Annotated in this window: 17 protein-coding genes; 7 read left to right on the top strand and 10 right to left on the bottom strand. The window is 71.0% G+C overall.

Annotated elements, in window-relative coordinates:
- Positions 1-2 precede the first annotated feature (2 nt).
- The 3 genes from ACWCSU_RS39715 to ACWCSU_RS39705 are packed head-to-tail and all read right to left on the bottom strand — an operon-like array spanning position 3 to position 3,420.
- Positions 3-743, bottom strand: coding sequence for a succinate dehydrogenase/fumarate reductase iron-sulfur subunit (locus ACWCSU_RS39715; protein WP_357704176.1), 741 nt, complete (start codon positions 741-743; stop codon positions 3-5).
- Positions 740-2,665 carry a fumarate reductase/succinate dehydrogenase flavoprotein subunit gene (locus ACWCSU_RS39710; protein WP_364098620.1) on the bottom strand — a complete coding sequence of 642 codons (1,926 nt, stop codon included), beginning with the start codon at positions 2,663-2,665 and terminating at the stop codon, positions 740-742. Before ACWCSU_RS39710 ends, ACWCSU_RS39715 begins: the two co-directional genes overlap by 4 nt.
- A complete protein-coding gene (locus ACWCSU_RS39705; RefSeq protein WP_357704173.1) occupies positions 2,662-3,420 on the bottom strand; it encodes a succinate dehydrogenase cytochrome b subunit in 759 nt (252 codons plus the stop codon). Before ACWCSU_RS39705 ends, ACWCSU_RS39710 begins: the two co-directional genes overlap by 4 nt.
- Before the next feature lie 132 nt (positions 3,421-3,552).
- Here ACWCSU_RS39705 and ACWCSU_RS39700 point away from each other — a divergent pair, with 132 nt between their 5' ends.
- The 7 genes from ACWCSU_RS39700 to ACWCSU_RS39670 all read left to right on the top strand — a co-directional run bounded on the left by ACWCSU_RS39700 (position 3,553) and on the right by ACWCSU_RS39670 (position 10,868).
- Positions 3,553-4,482: a LysR family transcriptional regulator gene (locus ACWCSU_RS39700; protein ID WP_357704171.1), complete on the top strand. Its 930-nt coding sequence runs from the start codon at positions 3,553-3,555 to the stop codon at positions 4,480-4,482.
- A 35-nt stretch (positions 4,483-4,517) separates the two neighbouring features.
- The gene (locus ACWCSU_RS39695) at positions 4,518-5,654 is read left to right on the top strand and encodes a PP2C family protein-serine/threonine phosphatase (RefSeq protein ID WP_357704169.1); all 1,137 of its coding nucleotides are present in this window, start codon (positions 4,518-4,520) and stop codon (positions 5,652-5,654) included.
- Positions 5,651-6,793, top strand: a complete 1,143-nt coding sequence (locus tag ACWCSU_RS39690; protein WP_449941959.1) for a sensor histidine kinase — start codon at positions 5,651-5,653, stop codon at positions 6,791-6,793. The genes ACWCSU_RS39695 and ACWCSU_RS39690 overlap by 4 nt, the downstream gene beginning before the upstream one ends.
- The gene (locus tag ACWCSU_RS39685) at positions 6,790-7,239 is read left to right on the top strand and encodes a response regulator (protein ID WP_449941958.1); all 450 of its coding nucleotides are present in this window, start codon (positions 6,790-6,792) and stop codon (positions 7,237-7,239) included. Before ACWCSU_RS39690 ends, ACWCSU_RS39685 begins: the two co-directional genes overlap by 4 nt.
- A gap of 194 nt (positions 7,240-7,433) precedes the next feature.
- A complete protein-coding gene (locus tag ACWCSU_RS39680; RefSeq protein WP_357704163.1) occupies positions 7,434-8,219 on the top strand; it encodes a hypothetical protein in 786 nt (261 codons plus the stop codon).
- A 13-nt stretch (positions 8,220-8,232) separates the two neighbouring features.
- Positions 8,233-10,119 carry a fumarate reductase/succinate dehydrogenase flavoprotein subunit gene (locus ACWCSU_RS39675; RefSeq protein WP_449941957.1) on the top strand — a complete coding sequence of 629 codons (1,887 nt, stop codon included), beginning with the start codon at positions 8,233-8,235 and terminating at the stop codon, positions 10,117-10,119.
- Positions 10,116-10,868, top strand: coding sequence for a succinate dehydrogenase/fumarate reductase iron-sulfur subunit (locus ACWCSU_RS39670; RefSeq protein WP_352324162.1), 753 nt, complete (start codon positions 10,116-10,118; stop codon positions 10,866-10,868). Before ACWCSU_RS39675 ends, ACWCSU_RS39670 begins: the two co-directional genes overlap by 4 nt.
- A 57-nt stretch (positions 10,869-10,925) precedes the next feature.
- Here the strand turns inward: ACWCSU_RS39670 and ACWCSU_RS39665 are convergent, their stop codons facing one another.
- The 7 genes from ACWCSU_RS39665 to ACWCSU_RS39635 all read right to left on the bottom strand — a co-directional run bounded on the left by ACWCSU_RS39665 (position 10,926) and on the right by ACWCSU_RS39635 (position 21,431).
- Positions 10,926-12,293, bottom strand: coding sequence for a hypothetical protein (locus ACWCSU_RS39665; RefSeq protein ID WP_449941956.1), 1,368 nt, complete (start codon positions 12,291-12,293; stop codon positions 10,926-10,928).
- A 74-nt stretch (positions 12,294-12,367) separates the two neighbouring features.
- Positions 12,368-14,416: a hypothetical protein gene (locus ACWCSU_RS39660; RefSeq protein WP_449941955.1), complete on the bottom strand. Its 2,049-nt coding sequence runs from the start codon at positions 14,414-14,416 to the stop codon at positions 12,368-12,370.
- 63 nt (positions 14,417-14,479) lie between these two features.
- A complete protein-coding gene (locus ACWCSU_RS39655) occupies positions 14,480-14,872 on the bottom strand; it encodes a (deoxy)nucleoside triphosphate pyrophosphohydrolase (protein WP_357704155.1) in 393 nt (130 codons plus the stop codon).
- Between the two features lie 13 nt (positions 14,873-14,885).
- Positions 14,886-15,983: a C40 family peptidase gene (locus tag ACWCSU_RS39650; RefSeq protein WP_357704153.1), complete on the bottom strand. Its 1,098-nt coding sequence runs from the start codon at positions 15,981-15,983 to the stop codon at positions 14,886-14,888.
- 2 nt (positions 15,984-15,985) lie between these two features.
- Positions 15,986-16,609 carry a hypothetical protein gene (locus ACWCSU_RS39645; protein ID WP_357704151.1) on the bottom strand — a complete coding sequence of 208 codons (624 nt, stop codon included), beginning with the start codon at positions 16,607-16,609 and terminating at the stop codon, positions 15,986-15,988.
- A 2-nt stretch (positions 16,610-16,611) separates the two neighbouring features.
- The gene (locus ACWCSU_RS39640) at positions 16,612-18,957 is read right to left on the bottom strand and encodes a type IV secretion system protein (RefSeq protein WP_449941954.1); all 2,346 of its coding nucleotides are present in this window, start codon (positions 18,955-18,957) and stop codon (positions 16,612-16,614) included.
- On the bottom strand, positions 18,954-21,431 hold the full coding sequence (locus ACWCSU_RS39635; protein WP_449941953.1) for an ATP-binding protein: 2,478 nt from the start codon (positions 21,429-21,431) through the stop codon (positions 18,954-18,956). The genes ACWCSU_RS39640 and ACWCSU_RS39635 overlap by 4 nt, the downstream gene beginning before the upstream one ends.
- Positions 21,432-21,466: the final 35 nt, after the last annotated feature.

The raw sequence follows: 21,466 nt of genomic DNA, 5'->3' as shown, positions 1-21,466 counted from the left end.
GCCTACTTGGCGTTGGCCTTGAGGTAGTCGCTGTTCATCTGGGCGATCGTGTCCAGCGGGATGCCCTTGGGGCACACCGCCGTGCACTCGCCGGTGTTCGTGCAGCCGCCGAAGCCCTCGGCGTCCATCTGGTCCACCATGGCCTTGGCGCGGACCAGGCGCTCGGGCTGGCCCTGGGGCAGCAGGCTGAGGTGAGTGATCTTGGCGGCGGTGAACAGGGAGGCCGAGCCGTTCGGGCAGGCGGCCACGCAGGCGCCGCAGCCGATGCAGGTCGCGGCGTCGAACGCGGCGTCGGCGTCCTCCTTGCGCACCGGGACGCTGTGCGCGTCCGGGGCCGAGCCGGCCGGGACCGAGACGAAGCCGCCCGCCTGGATGATGCGGTCGAACGCGCTGCGGTCCACGACCAGGTCCTTCACCACCGGGAACGGCGCGGCGCGCCACGGCTCGATGGTGATCTCGGCGCCGTCCTCGAAGTGACGCATGTGGAGCTGGCACGTCGTCGTGGCGCGCTGCTCGCCGTGCGCCACGCCGTTGATGACCATGCCGCACATGCCGCAGATGCCCTCGCGGCAGTCGTGGTCGAAGGCGATCGGGTCGTCGCCCTCCACGATCAGCCGCTCGTTCAGCACGTCCAGCATCTCCAGGAAGGACATGTCCGGGGACACGTCCTCCACCCGGTACGTCACCATGCGTCCGGCGTCCGAGGCGCCGTTCTGACGCCAGACCTTGAGGGTCAGGTTCACTTGTAGCTCCGCTGGGTCATCTTGACGTACTCGTATTCGAGCGCTTCCTTGTGCAGCACCGTCTCGCCGGAGGGCGTGCGCTCCCAGGCCGAGACGTGCGCGAAGTGCTCGTCGTCGCGCAGGGCCTCGCCGTCGGGGTCCTGCGACTCGGCGCGGAAGTGGCCGCCGCAGGACTCGGTGCGGACGAGGGCGTCCAGGCACATCAGCTCGGCCAGGTCGAAGAAGTCGGCGACGCGGCCGGCCTTCTCCAGCACCTGGTTCAGCTCCTCGGCGGTGCCGGACACCTTGACGTTCTTCCAGAACTCCTCGCGCAGCTCGGGGATGCGCTCCAGGGCCTTGCGCAGCGACTCCTCGGTGCGCTCCATGCCGCAGTAGTCCCACATGAGCTTGCCCAGCTCGCGGTGGAAGGAGTCGGGGGTGCGGGTGCCGTTCACCGACATCAGGCGGTCGATCCTGGTCCGGACCTTGATCTCCGCCTCGGCCACGGCCTCCTCGTCCACCTCGCCGTACGGGCCGTTGGCCAGGTAGTCGCCGATCGTGGTCGGGAGCACGAAGTAGCCGTCGGCCAGGCCCTGCATCAGCGCCGAGGCGCCGAGCCGGTTGGCGCCGTGGTCGGAGAAGTTGGCCTCGCCGATCACGAACAGGCCGGGGATCGTGGACTGCAGGTCGTAGTCCACCCACAGGCCGCCCATCGTGTAGTGGACCGCGGGGTAGATGCGCATCGGCACGTCGTACGGGTTCTCGCCGGTGATGCGCTCGTACATCTCGAAGAGGTTGCCGTACTTCTTCTCCACCGCGTCGCGGCCGAGCCGGTTGATGGCGTCGCGGAAGTCGAGGTAGACGCCGAGCCCGCCGGGGCCGACGCCGCGGCCCTCGTCGCAGACGTTCTTGGCGGCGCGGGAGGCGATGTCACGCGGGACGAGGTTGCCGAAGGCGGGGTAGATGCGCTCCAGGTAGTAGTCGCGCTCCTCCTCCGGGATGTCGCCGGGGGCCCGGTCGTCGTCCTTGCGCAGCGGCACCCAGACGCGGCCGTCGTTGCGCAGCGACTCCGACATCAGCGTCAGCTTCGACTGGTACTCGCCGGAGACCGGGATGCAGGTCGGGTGGATCTGCGTGTAGCACGGGTTCGCGAAGTACGCGCCGCGCTCGTGCGCCCGCCAGATGGCCGTCGTGTTGCAGCCCTTGGCGTTCGTGGACAGGAAGAAGACGTTGCCGTAACCGCCGGTGGCCAGCACCACGGCGTCGGCGAGGTGCCGCTCGATCTCGCCGGTCACCATGTCGCGCACGATGACGCCGCGCGCCCGGCCGTCGGAGACGATCAGGTCGAGCATCTCGTGGCGGGTGTGCATCTCCACGGTCCCGGCCGCGATCTGCCGCTCCAGCGCCTGGTACGCGCCCAGCAGGAGCTGCTGACCCGTCTGGCCGCGGGCGTAGAAGGTACGGGAGACCTGGGCGCCGCCGAAGGAGCGGGTGTCCAGCAGGCCGCCGTACTCGCGGGCGAACGGCACGCCCTGGGCCACGGCCTGGTCGATGATGTTCACCGAGACCTGGGCCAGGCGGTAGACGTTCGACTCGCGGGCGCGGAAGTCGCCGCCCTTGACCGTGTCGTAGAAGAGCCGGTAGATCGAGTCGCCGTCGCCGCGGTAGTTCTTGGCGGCGTTGATGCCGCCCTGGGCGGCGATGGAGTGGGCGCGCCGGGGCGTGTCCTGGTAGCAGAACGACTTGACGTTGTAGCCCAGCTCGCCCAGGGTCGCCGCGGCCGAGCCGCCCGCCAGGCCGGTGCCGACGACGATCACGTTGAGCTTGCGCTTGTTGGCCGGGTTGACCAGCTTGGCGCTGAACTTCCGCTTCTCCCACCGCTCCTCGATGGGACCGGCGGGAGCCTTGGCGTCCCGGATCTCCGAGCCTTCGGTGTACTTCACTTCACAACTCCGAACGTGATGGCGAGGGGCGGGGCCAGGAAGCCGACCACCAGGACCGCCGAGACCAGGGCGGCCGTCAGGCGCAGGCCGCGGTAGCGGTTGCGGTTGGCCCAGCCCAGCGTCTGGAAGGCGCTCCAGATGCCGTGCCGCAGGTGCAGGCCGACCATGACGACGGCCACGAGGTAGATGAGGGTCACCCACCAGCGGGAGGCGTCGAAGCCGGCGATCATGCGGTCGGCGGGCGCGGAGTCGAAGCCCTTGGGGTTCACGACGCCGAAGGTGAGGTCGAGCAGGTGCCAGACCAGGAACAGCAGGATCGTCAGGCCGCCGAACCGCATGATGTGCGTGGCGTAGCCGTTGGCCTGCGACTTCTTGGCCACGTACTTGACCGGCCGGGCCTTGGCCGCCTTGCGCGACAGCGAGATCGCGGCCCACATGTGCAGCACGACCGAGACGACGAGCCCGATCTCCAGGATCGTCAGCACCGTCCGGTACGGCGCGATGGGCTCGAAGAGCGTGCGCAGCGCGTCGGCGTACTCGTTGAACGAGTCCTTGCCGAGGAAGATCTTGAGGTTGCCGAGCATGTGCAGGACGAGGAAGGACACCATCACGGCGCCCGTGACGGCCATGACGACTTTCTTGCCGTTCGACGAGCTCAGGAACCGGCTCGGCTTCTTGGACGTCGGTGCGGGTGAGGCACCCTTGGGGGCGTTAACAGGCGCGGTGGCGGCGCCGCGCTCTATCGTGGCAGTCACGTTTGAACGCTAGGTATCCAGCAATGATCCGTCCAAGTCATCGCGGATCTGGTTTCCATAGCTTCCGGCTATGATGCTTGGTTTATACGGTCGGCATAAGGAAAAATGCTCGGCCGGTGCGAGGAAAATCACATGCAGTTGCAGCAGCTCGCCTACTTCGTCGCGGTCGCGGAGACCAGGCACTTCACCCAGGCGGCCGAGCGCATGCGGGTCGCCCAGCCCTCGCTCAGCAAGCAGATCAAGGCCCTGGAGAGCGAGCTCGGCGCGCCGCTGTTCTCCCGCGCGCGCGGGAACGTCACGCTGACGGCCGCGGGCGAGGCGCTGCTGCCCCTGGCCCGCCGCATGCTGGCCGACGCCGACACCGCCCGGCAGGAGGTGGCCGAGCTGGCGGGGCTGCGCCGTGGCCGGGTACGGCTGGGAGCCACGCCGTCGTTGTGCGCGGGCCTGCTGGCCGACGCGCTGGCGCGGTTCCACCAGGCGTACCCGGGGGTGGAGCTGCTGGTGGAGGAGGGCGGGTCGCGTGACCTGGTCAGGGCGCTGGCCAGGGGGCAGCTCGACCTGTCGCTGATCATCATGCCGCTGCAGAGCGACGACCCCTCGCTGGTGACCGAGGAGATCCTGCGGGAGAACCTGGTCGTGGTCGCGCCCTCGCACGAGCGGGCCCGGGGGCCGTACCTGCGGATAGAGGACCTGCGCGGCCGGCAGATGGTGATGTTCAGGCGTGGCTACGACCTGCGCGAGGCCACCCTCGCCGCCTGCCGCCAGGCCGGGTTCGAGCCCAGGTTCTCGGTGCAGGGCGGCGAGATGGACGCGGTGCTGCGGTTCGTCGAGGCGGGGCTCGGCGTGGCCGTGGTGCCGTCGATGGTGCTCGACGGGCGTCCTGGGCTGTCCGGCACGCCGCTCGCGCCGCCCGGCCTGAGCCGGACGATCGCCCTGGCCCACCGCAAGGACGTCGAGCCGACCAGGGCCGCGCAGGCGTTCCGGGAGACCCTGCTCTCCTTCGTGGTCGAGGCCGGCCAGGAAGGCACGCTTCCGCAAGGGGTCGAACTCATCGCAGAATGAGCAGCAACAGCCCGACTCCCCCGGGAAAGGCGTGTGTGACGGCAAACCTCGACGAGCCGCTGACACTGCTCCTCATCGAAGACGACGACGGCGACGCCTTCCTTGTCGAAGAGCTGCTCAACCAGGCCGTGGCGCCACCGACGATCTTCTGGGCGCGCAGCCTCCAGGAGGCCAGGGCCAAGCTCGACCCGACGATCCAGTGCGTGCTCGTCGACCTCACGCTGCCCGACGCCAGCAGGCTCGAAGCGCTGGAGGAAGTGCTCGCGCTGGCCCCGCACGCGGCCGTGCTGGTCCTCACCGGCCTGCGGGACGTGCACGTCGGCGTGGCCGCCGTCCAGGCGGGCGCCCAGGACTACCTGGTCAAGCAGGACATCGACGCCCGCCTGCTGGCCAGGGCGATCAGGTACGCGATGGAGCGCAAGCGCGCCGACCTGACCCAGCTCAGGCTGTTCGAGGCCGAGCTGACCGCCAAGGAGAACGCCCGCCTGGAGAGCGGCCTGCTGCCCGTGCCCCTGCTGCGCACCGACGCCATCACCCACCAGATCCGCTACCTGCCGGGCGACCGGGGCACGCTGCTGGCCGGCGACTTCCTCGACATGGTCCAGACGCCCGACGGCGCGGTGCACGTCGTCGTGGGCGACGTCTGCGGGCACGGGCCCGACGAGGCCGCGCTCGGCGTGGCGCTGCGCATCGCCTGGCGCACCCTGGTGCTGGCCGGACAGACCGGCGACACGCTGCTGCGCACGATGGACGCCCTCCTGCGCGCCGAGCGCAAGGCGCCCGAGATCTTCACCACGCTGTGCATGGCGACGCTCACGCCCGACCTGCGCGACGCCCGGATGCGCGTGGTCGGGCACCCGCCGCCGGTGCTGGTCCGCGGGGGCGTGCCCGCGGCGGTGGACGGCACGCCCTCGGGTCCGCCGCTCGGCATCTTCCCCGACGCCGAGTGGGCGGTCATCGACGTGCCGCTGGGCGAGGAGTGGTCGATGCTGCTCTACACCGACGGCCTGATCGAGGCGGCCGTCGGCGAGCGCAAGGAGGCGCTCGGCGTCGAGGGCCTGGTCGGGCTGGTGCGCGAGCACGGCGCGATCGACCTCGACCGGCTGATCGCGCACGTCGGGAAGCCGAGCGACGACCTCGCGGTGGTCATGGTGTCGAGGAGACCGGGATGAGCATCCATCCGCTGCCGCCCCCGAAGCCGCCGACCGGGCTCGGCAGGCTGCCCGTGGCCCGCTGGTTCCTGGCCATCGGCGCGGTGGCCGGGTTCGCGTTCGCGGCCGGCGTGGTGGTCACCATGACGATGATCGCGCACGCGCGGGCCCTGAACCCGAGGCCCGAGGTGGCCGCCCAGCTCGACCAGCTCAACGTGGCGCTGATCGTGATGTTCGCGGTGCTGGCAGTGTGCGGGGCGGGCCTGGCGTTCGTCGTCCGGCACGCCGTGCTCAACCCCGTCGCCCGGCTCACCGAGCAGGTCCGCACGGTCGCCGCCGGCGACTTCGACCACCGGCTCGGCGTCGACCGGCCGGCCGAGCTGAGCGAGCTGTCCAGCCACGTCGACTCCATGCGCCGCCGCATCGTCTCGGCCTGGCGCGAGGCCGCCGACCAGGCCGACGAGCTGCGCAGGTCCAACGGCGACCTGGAGCAGTTCGCCTACGTCGCCAGCCACGACCTCCAGGAGCCGCTGCGCAAGGTCGCCAGCTTCACCCAGATGCTGGAGCAGCGGTACGGCCCGCAACTGGACGACCGCGCCCGGCAGTACATCCATTACGCGGTCGACGGCGCCAAGCGCATGCAGCTCCTGATCAACGACCTGCTCGACTTCTCCCGGGTGGGCCGGGTGAACGGCGGCCGCGCGCCGACCGACTCGGGCGAGGCCCTGGGCCGAGCCCTGGAGAACCTGTCGGCCATGATCGAGGACACCGGCGCCACCGTCGTCCACGACGACCTGCCCATGGTCGAGGGCAACCGGCCGCAGCTCACCCAGCTCTTCCAGAACCTCGTCGAGAACGCGGTCAAGTTCCGCTCGCAGGAGCCGCCACGCGTGATCCTCACGGTCGAGCGGAAGGGCGACATGTGGGAGTTCAGCTGCTCCGACAACGGCATCGGCGTCGACCCCAAGTACGCCGACCGCATCTTCCTGATCTTCCAGCGGCTGCACCCTCGCGACGTGTACCCGGGGACCGGCATCGGCCTGGCGCTCTGCCGGAAGATCGTCGAGTACCACGGCGGGCAGCTCCGGCTCGACGACACACCGGCGGACCAGGGCGCGACGTTCCGCTGGACGCTTCCGGCGGCAGGAGACGACGCATGACCGACTGGCACCCGATCGACGTGCTCCTCGTGGAGGACGACCAGGGGGACATCCTGCTCACCAGGGAGGCGTTCGCCCTCAACAAGGTGCGCAACCGGCTCGACGTGGTCAACGACGGCGAGCAGGCGATGGCGTACCTGCGGCGGGAGGGCGTCTACGCCGGCGCGCCCCGGCCCGACCTGATCCTGCTCGACCTCAACCTGCCCCGGATGAACGGCCTGGAGGTGCTGCGCGAGATCAAGGCCGACGCCGCGCTGCGGACGATCCCGGTGGTGATCCTGACGACCTCGGAGGCGGAGGAGGACATCCTGCACAGCTACCGGTTGCACGCCAATGCTTATGTGTCGAAGCCGGTGGATTTCGAGCAATTTATCCGTGTTGTCCGGCAAATAGATGATTTTTTCGTGACCGTGGCGAAGCTCCCGACACCCGGCCGGCGGCCCTGACGCGCCTACGTGACAGGAATCACAGTGGGTCATCGAAAAAGTGAGTGACCCCGCTCACAAAATCCTATGCGGTCGTCGTAACGTATCCCCCACCAATACGCGCCCAGAGCGGTACCGCACCCGCCGTACGCGCGCCCAGTGAAACGACCCGGACCCCCTGTGTGCAGGGTCCGCGGGAGGTGGAGAGGTCCGCGATGACCCAGACGACGCCCGAAGCCCCGGTCAGAAGGCAACGCGCCCAGGTCAAGGTGCGCACGCTGCGCACCGACAGGTGGTGGCTGGTCCCGCTGCTGACCTTCCTCGGGCTCAGCTCGTTCCTTGTCTACGGCGTGTGGGCGATCATCGACGGCAGTTATTTCGTCGATCCGTACATCGCCCCGTTCGCCTCGCCCTGTCTGACCACGGCGTGCCCCGAGGGCGCGCGGCTGTTCGGGTGGGCGCCGATCGGCGACTGGTTCACCCTGCCGCCGGGGCTGCTCATCCTCGGCCTGCCGGGCGGGTTCCGGCTCACGTGCTACTACTACCGCAAGTCGTACTACCGGTCGTTCTGGCTGTCGCCGGCCGCGTGCGCCGTCCAGGAGCCGCACGGCAAGTACAGCGGTGAGACCCGGTTCCCGCTGATCCTGCAGAACATCCACCGGTACTTCTTCTACGCCGCCATCGTGATCGGCCTCGTCCTGGCCTACGACGCCGTCCTGGCGCTCGTGCACAAGCCGCAGGGGCTCGGCACCTGGATCCTGGTCGTCAACGCCGTGCTGATCAACACGTACACGCTGTCGTGCCACTCGTGCCGGCACATCACCGCGGGCAGGCTCAACCACTTCTCCCGTCACCCGCTGCGCTACCGGGCCTGGACGTTCGTCTCCAAGCTCAACGCCAAGCACCAGCAGCTCGCCTGGGCCTCGATGTTCTCGGTCATGATCGCCGACTTCTACGTCCGCATGGTCGCCAAGGGCGTCATCGCCTTCCCGTTCGCATAAAGGACTTCTTCCAGTGGAAATCGAGCGTCACGAATACGACGTCGTCGTCATCGGTGCGGGCGGCGCCGGGCTACGGGCCGCCATCGAGGCCCGCCAGCAGGGCAAGCGCACGGCCATCGTCTGCAAGTCGCTGTTCGGCAAGGCCCACACCGTCATGGCCGAGGGCGGCGCGGCCGCCGCCATGGGGAACGTCAACTCCGACGACAACTGGATGGTGCACTTCCGTGACACCATGCGGGGCGGCAAGTTCCTCAACAACTGGCGCATGGCCGAGCTGCACGCCAAGGAGGCCCCCGACCGCGTCTGGGAGCTGGAGGCGTGGGGCGCGCTGTTCGACCGCACCAAGGACGGCAAGATCAGCCAGCGGAACTTCGGCGGTCACGAGTACCCGCGGCTCGCACACGTGGGCGACCGTACCGGCCTGGAGCTGATCCGCACCCTCCAGCAGCGGGTCGTCGCGCTGCAGCAGGAGGACTTCGAGACGCACGGCGACCACGAGGCCTACATCAAGGTCTTCGCCGAGTGCACGGTCACCCGCCTGCTCAAGGACGGCGACCGCATCTCCGGCGCGTTCGGCTACTGGCGCGAGACCGGCAACTTCCTGCTCTTCGACGCCCCCGCCGTGGTCCTGGCCACCGGCGGCATCGGCAAGTCGTACGTCGTCACCTCCAACTCCTGGGAGTACACCGGCGACGGCCACGCCCTGGCCCTGCTCGCCGGCGCCAACCTGATCAACATGGAGTTCATCCAGTTCCACCCCACCGGGATGGTCTGGCCGCCGTCCGTGCGCGGCATCCTCGTCACCGAGTCCGTCCGGGGCGACGGCGGCGTGCTGCGCAACTCCGAGGGCAAGCGCTTCATGTTCGACTACATCCCCGAGGTGTTCAAGGACAAGTACGCCACCACCGAGGAGGAGGGCGACCGCTGGTACAACGACCAGGCCAACAACCGGCGCCCGCCGGAGCTGCTGCCGCGTGACGAGGTGGCCCGCGCAATCAACTCCGAGGTCAAGGCCGGTCGCGGATCGCCCCAGGGCGGCGTCTTCCTCGACGTCTCGACCCGCCTGCCGGCCGAGGAGATCAAGAAGCGGCTGCCGTCGATGCACCACCAGTTCAAGGAGCTGGCCGACGTCGACATCACCGCCGAGCCCATGCAGGTGGGCCCGACCTGCCACTACATCATGGGCGGCGTCGAGGTGGACGCCGACACCGGCGCGGCGGCCGTACCCGGGCTGTTCGCGGCGGGCGAGGTGTCCGGCGGCATGCACGGCTCCAACCGGCTGGGCGGCAACTCGCTGTCCGACCTGCTGGTGTTCGGGCGGCGCGCGGGCGCGGGCGCGTCGGCGTACGTCGACGGGCTCAAGGCCCGCCCCAAGGTCGCCCAGGAGCTCGTGGACGCGGCCCGCGAGGAGGCCCTGGCGCCCCTCCAGCGCGACGGCGAGAACCCGTACGAGGTGCACCACGAGCTCCAGCGGACCATGAACGAGCTGGTCGGCATCATCCGCAAGGCCGAAGAGGTCTCCGAGGCCATGGAGGTCGTGGAGAAGCTCAAGGAGCGCGTGCGCCAGGTCGGCGCGGCCGGCTCGCGGATCTACAACCCCGGCTGGCACCTGGCGATCGACCTGCGCAACATGGTGCTGGTCTCCGAGTGCGTGGCCCGCGCCGCCCTGCTGCGCGAGGAGAGCCGCGGCGGCCACACGCGCGACGACTTCCCCGGGATGAATCCGGAATGGCGCCGCAAGCTGCTCGTCTGCTCCACCGCGGACGGCAGCGACGTCCAGGTCGTGGAGAAGACCCAGCCGTCCATGCGCGACGACCTGATCACCCTGTTCGACCGGGACGAGCTGAAGAAGTACCTCACCGACGAAGAGATGGCCGAGTTCGACGGGATTGCCAAATGAGTTACAAGGCGAAGTTCAAGGTCTGGCGTGGTGAGGGCGGCGAGGGCAAGCTTGAGGACTTCACCGTCGAGGTGAACGAGGGCGAGGTCGTCCTCGACATCATCCACAGGCTCCAGGCGACGCAGGCCCCCGACCTGGCCGTGCGCTGGAACTGCAAGGCCGGCAAGTGCGGCTCGTGCAGCATGGAGATCAACGGCAAGCCGCGCCTGGGCTGCATGACCCGGATGTCCACCTTCTCCGAGGACGAGACCATCACGGTCACCCCGATGCGGACCTTCCCCGTCATCAAGGACCTGGTCACCGACGTGTCCTTCAACTACCAGAAGGCCCGCGAGATCCCCTCGTTCACGCCGCCCGCGGGCGTGCGTCCGGGCGAGTACCGCATGCAGCAGGTCGACGTCGAGCGCTCGCAGGAGTTCCGCAAGTGCATCGAGTGCTTCATGTGCAACAACGTCTGCCACGTGATCCGCGACCACGAGGAGAACAAGCCGGCCTTCGCCGGTCCGCGCTTCCTCATGCGGATCGCCGAGCTGGACATGCACCCGTACGACGTGGCCGACCGGCAGGAGTCCGCCCAGGAGGAGCACGGGCTCGGCTACTGCAACATCACCAAGTGCTGCACCGAGGTCTGCCCCGAGCACATCAAGATCACTGACAACGCGCTGATCCCGATGAAGGAGCGCGTGGCCGACCGGAAGTACGACCCGCTGGTCTGGCTGGGCAACAAGATCTTCAAGCGCGCCAAGTAGGCGAGCAAGCGGAAGCGGGGGCCGGATCCGTCCGGCCCCCGCTTCCGTCGTTCTCCGCTACTTGCGGCCCCAGCGCTTCTTCTTGTGCTTCGGGTCCGGAATCTCCTTGGTGGCGTCCTCCGGCTGCTGCGGCGGCAACGGCTGGACGACCGTCGCGGCGTCCCCCTCCGGCGGCAGGTACGGCGGCGGCTGGTACCCCTCGGACGGCCCCGGCTGCCGGGGCTGCACGGGCTGCTTCGGCTCGAACAGCGACGGGCCCTGCTGCCAGGGCTCGGAGTCGCCGCTCTCGGCCGCCGCGGCCGGGGCCAGCGGGAACTCGCGCTCGTCCTCGTACGGCTTCCCGCCGCCCGGCGGGATGTCGGCCGGCGGCTGCTCGGCCGGGATCAGCGGCTCGAACGGGTCACGGTAGTCCTGGGTGGCCTGCGGCGGCTCGCTGTAGGAGTCGAACTCGTCCGGGTGCAGCACGACGGGCTCGGGGGCTGTCGCGGGCATGGTCGCGGGCACTGTCGGCTCCGGCTCGGGCGGGTAGCCGCCCTGGTGCCCGTACGGGTCGTGGTAGGCCGCCGGGTCGTGGTACGCCGGGCCGTAACCGGGCTGGCCGGTCGGGTAGGTCTGGATCGGGACGAAGCTGATGATCGGCGCGTACGCCGTGCCGCCCGGGTAGCCGGGGGCGGGGAAGGAGGCCGTGGCGTAACCGGGACCCGCCGGGTAGCCGGGCGGCGGCGCGTCCGGACGGCCCATCGGGGAGCCCGCCGGAGGGCCCGCCTTGCGCACGGCCGCCGCGTGGGCCATGCGGCGCAGCCGTCCCTCGAAGATGAGCACCGCGAACAGCGCGAGCAGGACGAGCACCAGCGCCGGGATGCTGAGCTTCTGCGTCAGCGACTTCTGGTCGAACTCCGGCGCGGCCGCGCGCAACTCCAGCTGGCCCGAGTCCGTGGCCGGGGCGGTGTCGCTCGGCGGCGGCTGGACGGCCGCGGTGGGCGAGTCCGTCGGCGCGACGGACGGCATCTCGACGGTCGGCTCCGTCGACTGCTCCGTGGGCAGCGGCCCGGCCGTGGTCTGCGCGGTGGGCAGGGGCGCCAGCGGCTGCTGCGTCGTCTCCTGGACGGGCGGAGGTGTGGGCGCGGTGGTGGTCTTGGGCGGCTTCGGTGCCTTCGTGGTCTTTGTCGGGCCCGCGGTGACGGTGTGGGTGATCGTCGTCTCCGGAGCCTCCTCCGGCGTGGGCGTGCCCAACGTCGTCGTGACGGTGACCGTGGTCTGCGGATCGCAGGTCTCGCCCGCGTCGCACGGCTCCACCGCCGGGTCGAAGGCCGCGCGGCTGACGGAGGCGCTCGCGCTCTGACCGACGAACGGGGCCACACCGACACCCGTCAGCCCGAGCGCCAGGACGATCGCGGACACGGCCGTCGCTCGCGTGCGTGCCACCGGAGCCCTCCGCATAGTCCCGGAACCTTGGTCAAGGGAATACTAGTCGGGTCAAAGCAACAGTAAAGACGGAATTACCATACGTTTCGCGGCTTACGCCTGCGTTGGAGTCTCGGGACCAGCCACAGGGCTCCCAGCAGCACGCCGATCCCCCCGATGACCAGCGAGAAACCGCGAGGGCCGTCCAGAGGGCTGGCGTAGGCGACGGGACGAACAGGTTTCCGCGCCTCCACGACCTGCACCGGCCACGGCGCCCCGGCCGCCGACTCCGGCGCCAGGCTCACCACCCCCGGGCTCCCCCCACCGGCAACCGCCCCCGCCGGCACGCCCCCCGGCACCCCGCCGGCGGCCACACCCCCCGGCAGCGCCCCACCGGGCAGGCCCCCTGACACTCCACCGGCCACACCCCCGGGCATCACGCCACCGGGCAGGCTCTGATGCAGCGCCCCCGGCACCCCACCCGGCGCCAACCCCGCCGCCCCGGACACCCCCCCGTGCGCAGCCCCTCCGGCCAGACTCCCCAACGCCCCGGGCACACTCCCCGCCACACCACCAGACAGGCTCCCCAACGCCCCGGGCACACTCCCCGCCGCGCCACCAGGCAGGCTGCGCGCCACACCGCCGGGCAGGTTGCGCGCCATCAGGCCACCGGGGAGGGCTTGTTGCCCCGCCGCGCCGCTGTGCGTCTGGCCGGCCGCGCCGGGCACCTGCCCCACACCCCCCGCCCGCGGGAACGCCCCCAACGTCCCGCCCGTACCTCCGACTCGGGGAAGCTGCGCTCCGGGCAACGCCCCTCGGACCCCGCCCACGCCACCCGCGCGCGGGGCCTGCATCGCACCCCCGGCCCTCACCCTGGGGAGCGCCCCCTGAGCTCCGCCGACGGCTCCCAAGCCGGTGGCCCCTCCGGAAAGGCCGGGCCATCCCGCCGCCGCACCACCCGTGCCACCCACACCAAGCGCTCCACCGGTGCCACCCGCGCCGGCGCCACCCGCGCCCAGGAGGCCGCCTCGCGTCTTCCCTCCGGAACCTGCGAGCAACCCCGCAGCGCCACCCTGCTGCCCCCGTACGCCCGCCCACGGCCCGCCCTGCGCGCCGCCCGGCCGCCGCCCGTTGTGGGGCGCCGGAACGGGCACCGCCTGGCCGCTGATCGTGGCGGCCTCGCGCGGCATCTCCTCCCCCACCTGCATGGACGCGCTCCTGCTCATGGTGGTCAGCCCACCGGAGGGCGTCCGCATCCTGGCCACCGCCGCGAGCACCACCTCCTTGGCCCCCGCAGGCGCCTGGAAGATCACATCCAGTGCCCGTTCCCCGGAGACCGCCCCGAGGGCGCAGACCCGGGCGCCGGGCAGTGCACCGCCATCGGCAGTCGAACCCTCCCCACCGGCCAGGGCCCGCGCGGCCAGCATCCCAGCCGCCTCCCGCCCGCCGACCTGGGCTCCGCCCCGACCACCTTCAGCCCGTGCCCCCTCCTGGCCACCTTCAGCCCGGGACGCGTCCTCAGGGCGCGGGACGCCCCGACCATCCTCGGCGTGCGGCACCCCCTGCGCACCGCCGACCTGCGGCATCCCCTGCCCGGCCCCGACCGGCGGCGCGCCCTGAACCCCTGGCGCTCCCGGCCCCCACTGCGCCGCCTCCCGGTCGGCCCCTGTCTGCGGCGCGCTGTAACCGGCCTCCGCCCGCGTCAGGCGTCGGCCCGGCGCGGCCCGCCGCGCCTCCCGCCCGTCCGGGTACGCACCGGCCTCCGGGTCCGCCCCGTCTCCGGCGGCCCACGGCGCGGGCTCCCCGCCCGGAACCGGGAACGGCAGCGGATGAGCCCCCTCCCCGCCGGACTCCTCGGCCCCGTCCACCCCACCGGCCGCCATCCGGGAAGCGCCGGAGGACGTCGGGCAGGACACCCCCGCCAGCGCCTCGATCGGGCTGGTGGCCACCGCGACCTTGGCCCCCTTGGCCATCCCGTTGAGCCGGACCCTGAAACGCTGGACGTCACCCGTCCTGATCCACTTCCCCATGCCCTCGGGGCCGCTCACACGTTCGAGCACGAGCGTCACCCCCGCAGCCGCCACGGGCACGGAGGGCAGCGCCACCAGGATCAACGCTCCAGAAAGGATCCAGCCACGCCGCATCACTCCACTCCCCCACTGCGACAAATCACGTGTAGTAATCGTTATGTCACAGAGAGAGACGGTCTAATCCTGCCGCAGCAGACTCTCCACGGTCTTCATGATCGGCAGGTCGGCCCCGAGCCACTCCACGTCGTAGTACTCCCCCGGCCCCAGCCAGCGCAACGCCAGGTGCTCACGGGCCTCGGGCGTGCCGGAGGTGAGCGTGGCCAGCCAGACGCGCAGGACGTACCCCTCCGACAGCGCCCAGTCCTCGCCCACGCGCGCGCCCACCGTGATCTCCACGCCGAGCTCCTCCCGGCACTCCCGGACCAGCGCGTCGACCTCGCTCTCACCCGGGTCCACCTTGCCGCCGGGGAACTCCCAGCCCCCGGCCAGCGCGGCGGGCGCGGCCCGCTGCGCGGCCAGCACCTTGCCGCCCGGGGCGACGATCACCGCCGCCACCACGATCGTGCTCATGCGTTCGTCATCCTCACAGTGCGGGATTCTGCAGCTTCTTGAGCTGGTCGAGCACATCGGGGTTCTGCAGGGGACGGGTGAAGCCCATCTTGTTGTCGCGCGCCTGGTAGCTCGTCACCTTGATCGGCCCGCACAGCGTGCACCGGGCCTCCAGCATCTTGCCCTCGGACACGACCAGCCCCACGTGACCGGGGTTGTCGGCCGACGAGCCCGGACCGGCGTTGAAGAACACCAGGTCCCCGGGCTGCTCGTCCCCCGCCGGCACCTTCACCCCGAACGGCCACTGCGTGAACGTCGTGCGCGGGATGCTCAGCCCGGCGGCCCGGTAGGCCGCGTAGATGACGCCCGAGCAGTCGAACGCGTCCGGCCCGGTGCCGCCCCACAGGTACGGCTTGCCGCGCTGCGCCAGCGCGAACTGGAGGATCTTGGCCACGATGTCGCTGGGCGCGGCCGCCACCAGGGGGTCGTCGCACTCCTCGGAGGCCTGCGGCGGCACCTCCACCGCACCCGACTTGGCGTACTTCCTGGCGATCTCCTCGACCTGGTCGACGTACCACCAGGCGCGGTTGTAGGTGAACAGGGCCCGCCGGACGTTCTCGGGCGCGCCGTTGCGCTTGAGCATCTTGGCGGCCCCGAGGATGGCGTCGGCGGGGTTGTAGACGTCGCCCACGCCGTCGCCGTCGCCGTCGGAGGCGTAGCCGTTGAACGTCGAGGACATCGGCACCTGCGCCTTGCCGCCCCACGTCGAGATCAGGAACTGCATCGGGCCGGCCGCGCCCGCGTAGTTGGTGCCGCTCTTGACGCCGGGCAGGTCGCTGCGGCCGTGGTCGGTCTCGCGCTTGCCCACGGCGGCCAGGATCGTCCACTGGACGCCGATCTTCTTGCCCCACTTCTTGTACAGGTCGAGGTAGTCGCCCGGGATGTCGGCGGCGCCCGAGTCGGACACCTCCTGCACCTGGGTGCCGCCCTCGCAGTCGACCGAGCCCTCGCCACCGCCGTTCAGGAAGGACGGCATCGTGACCAGCAACATCGGCGAGATGATGATCGCAGCCAGGAGGAGGACCCCGGCGAGACCGAGCAGCAGCGCCAGGCGGGTGGGGGAGGACTTCACCGCTAGCTGTCCCCGTCCTGGCCTTCGGTGGCGGGCAGCACGTCGAAGATCCGCCAGTCGGCGCCGAGCTGGCTCACCGTGACCGCCAGGTCCTCGACGTCCTGCCTGCTGCCGCTCTTCGCGGTGACCTGCCTGGTCTCGGTCACGACGAAGACGATGGAGGTCTTCTCGATCTGCCTGATCTCCTTCAGTCGGGCCGTGGCCTGGGAGACGACCTGGTCGTCGCGGTTCTGCTGGACGGTGCCCGCCGAGGTGAGCGTCCGGGTGAGGATGTTGCCCAGCTCGGCGGTGGTGAACGTCTTGACCCTCGCCGCGTACGCGGCCGGCTCCTCGTCGTACCTGAAGGTGCCGTAGACGGCGGTGAAGCGCTCGGCGAGGTCCGCCGCCGCGGCGAGCTGCTCCTTCTTCATCGGCAGGTAGGAGTAGACGTCGAACGGCGCGTCGCTGGCCGTGGCCAGCGGCTTGCTGGGCGCCGAGGGCGCGGCCGCGGACGTCCTGCCCGTGGACGGGGCCTGCTCGGGCGGATCGTCCGAGCTCGGCCACATCGTGAGGTAGACGCCGACCGCCGCGATGACCACGACGATGGCGGCGAAGGCCAGCCCGCGCTTGTCACCGGACTGAGCCATGGTCAGTCCTTGCCGCTGTTGGGCTTGAGCCAGAACGGCACCGACGGATCGTCACCCGAGCCGCCGTTGCCGCCGCTGCGCAACCACAGCGGCGGCGCCTCGGACGAGCGGGACGACGACTCGTCCGACCCGAAGATCCTGGGCCCCGACGACGCGCCGGACGGCCGGGACGCCGACCCCCCGGACCTGGACCCGCCACCGTTCCTGGACCCGCCGCCGCCGCCGAAGAACCCGCCCCCGGACCCACCGGAACCGGACCCCGAACCGCCACCGCCGCCGAACAGTCCGCCACCGGAGCCACGCGTACGCGACCCCGAGGACCGCGAGCCGCCACCCCCGCCGGACCCGCCGAACCGGGAGCCGCGCGAACCGCCCGAGGAGCCGTTGCGCGAACCACCGGACGCGCCGCCCCGCGAGGCCCATCCGCCACCCGACCGGCCGCCGAACCAGCCACCGCCACCAGCGCCACCGCCGCCACCGCCGGAACCCCCGGCGGAGCCCCCACCCGCGGCCATGCCCCCGGACGGCGTGCCACCCGCGGCCGCCGCACCGGAGCCCGCTCCGCGGGCGCCGCTCGGCGCCGGGCCGCGCGTCCTGCCGGCCTGGCCGCCGAGGTTGAGCGGGGGCGCGGTGCCCCTGCGGGGTTCGAGCGGAGGCCGGGCCCCCGCCTTGCCGCCCTGCTGGTCGGTGTCCAGCGGCGCGGCCGACACGGGCATCCGGGTGCCCGCCGAGACGCCCTCGCCCTCCTCGCCGCGCATGCGCGCCTGGGCGACCGCGGCGCCGGCCGCCGCGCCCGCGCCGCTGCCCGCGGCCGCCGCCCTGATGAGCGGCTCGGCCTTGCGCAGGCCCCACCGGCCGAGCTTGGCGCCGGCGACCGGCGGCAGCACGTTCGCGGCCCGCTCCAGCACGGGCGAGCTCGCGGCGTCGCCGAGCATGCGGGTGGCGACCGTGTGGCCGCTCAGGGACGCGAACAGATGCTGGAACGGACGCCGGTAGAAGAACACCGCGATCGTCAGCAGCGCCATGAACAGCACCTGCAGCCCCCAGGGCATGGCCGTGGAGATGATCAGGGCGTACCCGTAGACCAGGACGCTGAGGACGAGCGTCAGCACCGCCTGCCTGAGCAGCGTGCCGACGAGCATCTCCACCCAGCGCATGGCGATGATGCGCCCGCTGCCCGGATGGACGCCAACCAGCAGGAACACCGGCCCGAGTATCAGCAGCAGCAGGAAGCCCACCTTGAGCACCAGCAGCGAGACCGCCACCAGGAAGATCAGCAGCCCGGCCACCACCGCCGCGATGAGCGCGCCGACGGACACGCCGAGCCTGCTCGACCAGTCGCGGCCGGAGAAGACCGTGTAGCGGGAGTCGTTCTTGAGCAGCTCGGCGACCTTGGCGTACTCGGCCTGGTGGGCGGCGATGTCGGGGGCGGGCTGGCCGGCCACGGCGGGGGCGATCGACTGGGTCTCCAGCATCTTGCGCCCGAAGTCGCGCACGATCGGCTGCTGCGGGTCGGCGGTGCCGAACATGCCCACCAGCCACGGCTTGCAGACCAGGGTGGACCACAGCGCGTCGGCGTTCTGATCGACGCCGGCGGTGCCGACCTGGCCGTAGCCGCCCGGTTTGATCTGGGGGTTCGTCTGGCCGGGTGGTGGCAGGCAGGACGCGCCGCCCGCGCCCGGCAGGCCGGAGAAGGCGGAGTTGACCACCTCGCCCGTCTTGTCGGTCACGACCTTGCCGAGCCCGGTGAAGTCGCCCGGCCGGCTGAAGAACCACACGGCCACGGTGACCGCGAGGACCATCCAGATCACGCCCTCGGCGGTGGTGGTGGCCCGCTTGCGGATCAGGCCGTACCAGGCGAGCCAGATCGCGCCGAGGATCACGATCGGCCGCAGGAACGGCCAGTACATGGCCTCGGACAGGTTCTGGACGATGTCGTCGACGACGTCCTTGATCGACTGGAGCGGCCCTTCCGTCGCGGCCGCCTGGTACGTCGTGATCGTCAGCCGGTCGATGGCCTTGGCCGCGGTGAAGACGCCGTTGGCCCACATGTTGCCCAGCACGGCGACGTAGTCGGAGCAGCCGAGCCCGTGGGTCTGCCAGAACTGGCCGGCCATGCCGAACTGGCCGTAGTTCGTCGTCGGGGCCTGGGCGCCGCCCGCGGGAGGCGGCGGCTGGATCATTCCGTCGGTGCCGCCGCCGATCATCTCGGGGTTGAGGGGCCCCGACAGGTCACAGGGCGCCGCCGCGACGGGCGTGGAGAAACCGCCCACCACCAGCGGAACCACGAGAACGGCACTGACCAGCGCGAGAACCAGCGCCAGTCGTCGGGATAGTCGGATCTTCATGACCGCACCTCCTGCGCCCTGCCCACGCCCCCTCGAAGATCATCATGCCCGCCACCGTCTGGTTTGTCGTGTGTCGGGTTCGTGTCGAGCCAGCGGAGCAGTTCTTCGGAGATCAGGTCTACTCCGATGCGCCCGGCTCTGCCATCCAGATCACGGAATACGCATTCGCCGTTGCCGAGCGAGCGGAGCACGGCCTTGTGCTCCTCCGACGGCTCCACGCCGAGCAGCGACATGACGTGGTCCACCTCCACCCTTTCGGTGGAACGGAACGCGAACACCGAGGACAGACAGTTGGTCACCTGCTCGTTCAGCAGGTCTCCGGCGTTCTGGGACACCAGGACGAGCGCCGTGTTCCGGGACCGTCCCATACGGCTGACCTCGGGCACGAGCTTGGCGCCCTCGGGCGTGGAGGTGATCGCCCACGCCTCGTCCAGGAAGATCGCCTTGGGGGCGCGGCGGTCGAGGCCGTTCATCAGCCTGCGGGCGAACTGCGAGACCAGGTAGAGCAGGGCCACCGAGAGCCGCTGCTCGTAGGAGTAGTCGTCCCTGGTCGTGGCCACGTCGGGGAGCGTCAGCCCGCCCAGGGTGAACACGGTGGTCCAGCCCTCGCTGTCGATCTGGTCGCCGCCCGAGGGGTCGAAGCAGAGCCGGGCCAGGTGCATCTCCGACATCGAACGCAGCACCGCGCCCAGGTTCTTGGACGCCGGGTCGTCGGCCTGCTCCAGATAGTCGACCACCTTGCCCAGCGACGGGTCGGCCCCGTTGGAGACCGCGGCCACCGCCTGGATCATGGCCGACTCGCGCTCCTCCGACATGCGGGGCAGCAGCAGCCGCAGCGTCTCGGTCGCCATGGTCTTCTTCGCCGCGATGTCGTCGCCGAACGAGAACGGGTCGAGCAGCCCCGGCGCGGCCGAGCCCAGCGGGATCACCCTGGCCTTGCGCCCGCGCTTCTCCAGGAGCTGGACCAGCGACTCGGCGTCGCCCTTCGGGTCGATCACCGCGACCGTGACCCCGCGCAGCGCCATCTGGTAGATCATCAGCAGCGCGAGCGTGGTCTTGCCGCCGCCCGGCTCGCCGGTGATCGCGATGGCGGTCGGCCGGTTGCGGCTCGCGGCCAGCAGCGGGTCGAAGTGCACGATGCTGCGCGCCCGGCCGACCGTCTCCCCGATGTACGGCCCGAGCCAGCCCTCGCTGCCGTCGTCGAGCCGGTCGCCGAGGTCGACGGTGGCCGTGGCCATGCCGCCCGCGATCGTCCGCAGCGGCTGACGCTGGGCGTAGGCGTTGACGCGCACCTTCTCGCCCGGCAGCGTCTCGCAGAACAGCGAGAACTGGTCGCCGGTCGAGTTCACCACGTCGATGCCCATGTCGCGGTAGTGCTCGACGACCGCCTCGACCCGCTGCACGCAGATGTCCTCCGTGGGGGCCGAGACGATCAGGCGGTGCCAGCCGTACACGAAGGGCAGTCGTTCCTTGGTGATGCCGTGTTCGAGCATGCGGGCCGCGTCGATCTGCTCGGCCAGCGCGATCGGCGCCTCCGCGCCCGCCTCGCGGATGTGGTGGTCCATGTCGCGGGCGTGGGCCAGCTTGCGCGCGACGTCCTTGGACGCCTTGACCGGCGGGATCAGCCGCATCCTGGACGAGATCTCCACCGGGAAGGGCAGCTGGTCGGCGAAGTGCATCCACGGCTCGCCGTCGGGGAACGGCATGAGGTCGGGGAAGCGGGCGAAGGACAGATGGGCCACGTACGAGTCGCCCTGCGGCTGCACGATCCGCAGCAACGACCTGCCGTTGTGGATCTCGCCCTCGACCAGCGACTCGATCTCGCCCTTGCCCCAGCGCCGCTTCGGGCTGGCCGAGGGCGGCGGGTCGCCGAGCGCTCCGGCGGCGGCGTGCTGGAACAGCCAGGCCACCTCGACGGACGTGGCGTGCCTGGCGTACAGGGCACTGGACGCCAGGGCCCTGCCCAGCCGTTCGGCCGACTCCGTCCAACGGCCGATCTCGCTGTCCGGGACGTGGTCGTCCTCCATGCCGAGCGCCTTCTCGGTCTTCTGGTAGAAGCCGAGAAGCTGGGCCAGCACGCCGCTGCCGAGCTGCTTGCCGCGCGGCCCGAGGCGTACGCCCAGGAAGACCTCCTTCGACCAGAAGTCCTTCGCCCAGACGTGCCGGTACATCTCCTCCAGGTAGTCGCGCCAGCCGGGCCCCTCGTCGGACGTGGCGTTGAGCGCCATCGCCCACTCGGCCGCCGGGTAGGTGCGGTGCGCGACCCGCAGGTGGACCTCGGCGTCGGGCATCCTGATCGCGGCCAGCGCGATCGTGACATTGGTGGCCAGCGCCTCGCGTTCCTCCGGCGTGACGAACTCGTAGCTGACCGTCGGGAGCCGGAAGTACGCCCACGCGCAGGTGTCCGTGAGCAGGATGCGGTCGTCGAAGTACCGGACCGCGAGGCGCTGGTGCGCTCGGGACGCCCTGCTCATGCCGCCCCCTCGGCGCATGAACGGGCCAGACCTGC

This window comes from Nonomuraea sp. NPDC001699 (assembly GCF_053596455.1).
Note: the sequence above shows the minus strand (reverse complement) of the source record. Positions and strands in the feature narration are given on the sequence as shown.

Coding starts and splice junctions, on each gene's coding strand:
- ACWCSU_RS39670 (WP_352324162.1), top strand. CDS start 10,116: ATGAGTTACAAGGCGAAGTTCAAGGTCTGGCGTGGTGAGGGCGGCGAG.
- ACWCSU_RS39700 (WP_357704171.1), top strand. CDS start 3,553: ATGCAGTTGCAGCAGCTCGCCTACTTCGTCGCGGTCGCGGAGACCAGG.
- ACWCSU_RS39660 (WP_449941955.1), bottom strand. CDS start 14,416: ATGCGGCGTGGCTGGATCCTTTCTGGAGCGTTGATCCTGGTGGCGCTG.
- ACWCSU_RS39680 (WP_357704163.1), top strand. CDS start 7,434: ATGACCCAGACGACGCCCGAAGCCCCGGTCAGAAGGCAACGCGCCCAG.
- ACWCSU_RS39655 (WP_357704155.1), bottom strand. CDS start 14,872: ATGAGCACGATCGTGGTGGCGGCGGTGATCGTCGCCCCGGGCGGCAAG.
- ACWCSU_RS39635 (WP_449941953.1), bottom strand. CDS start 21,431: ATGAGCAGGGCGTCCCGAGCGCACCAGCGCCTCGCGGTCCGGTACTTC.
- ACWCSU_RS39685 (WP_449941958.1), top strand. CDS start 6,790: ATGACCGACTGGCACCCGATCGACGTGCTCCTCGTGGAGGACGACCAG.
- ACWCSU_RS39645 (WP_357704151.1), bottom strand. CDS start 16,609: ATGGCTCAGTCCGGTGACAAGCGCGGGCTGGCCTTCGCCGCCATCGTC.
- ACWCSU_RS39690 (WP_449941959.1), top strand. CDS start 5,651: ATGAGCATCCATCCGCTGCCGCCCCCGAAGCCGCCGACCGGGCTCGGC.
- ACWCSU_RS39640 (WP_449941954.1), bottom strand. CDS start 18,957: ATGAAGATCCGACTATCCCGACGACTGGCGCTGGTTCTCGCGCTGGTC.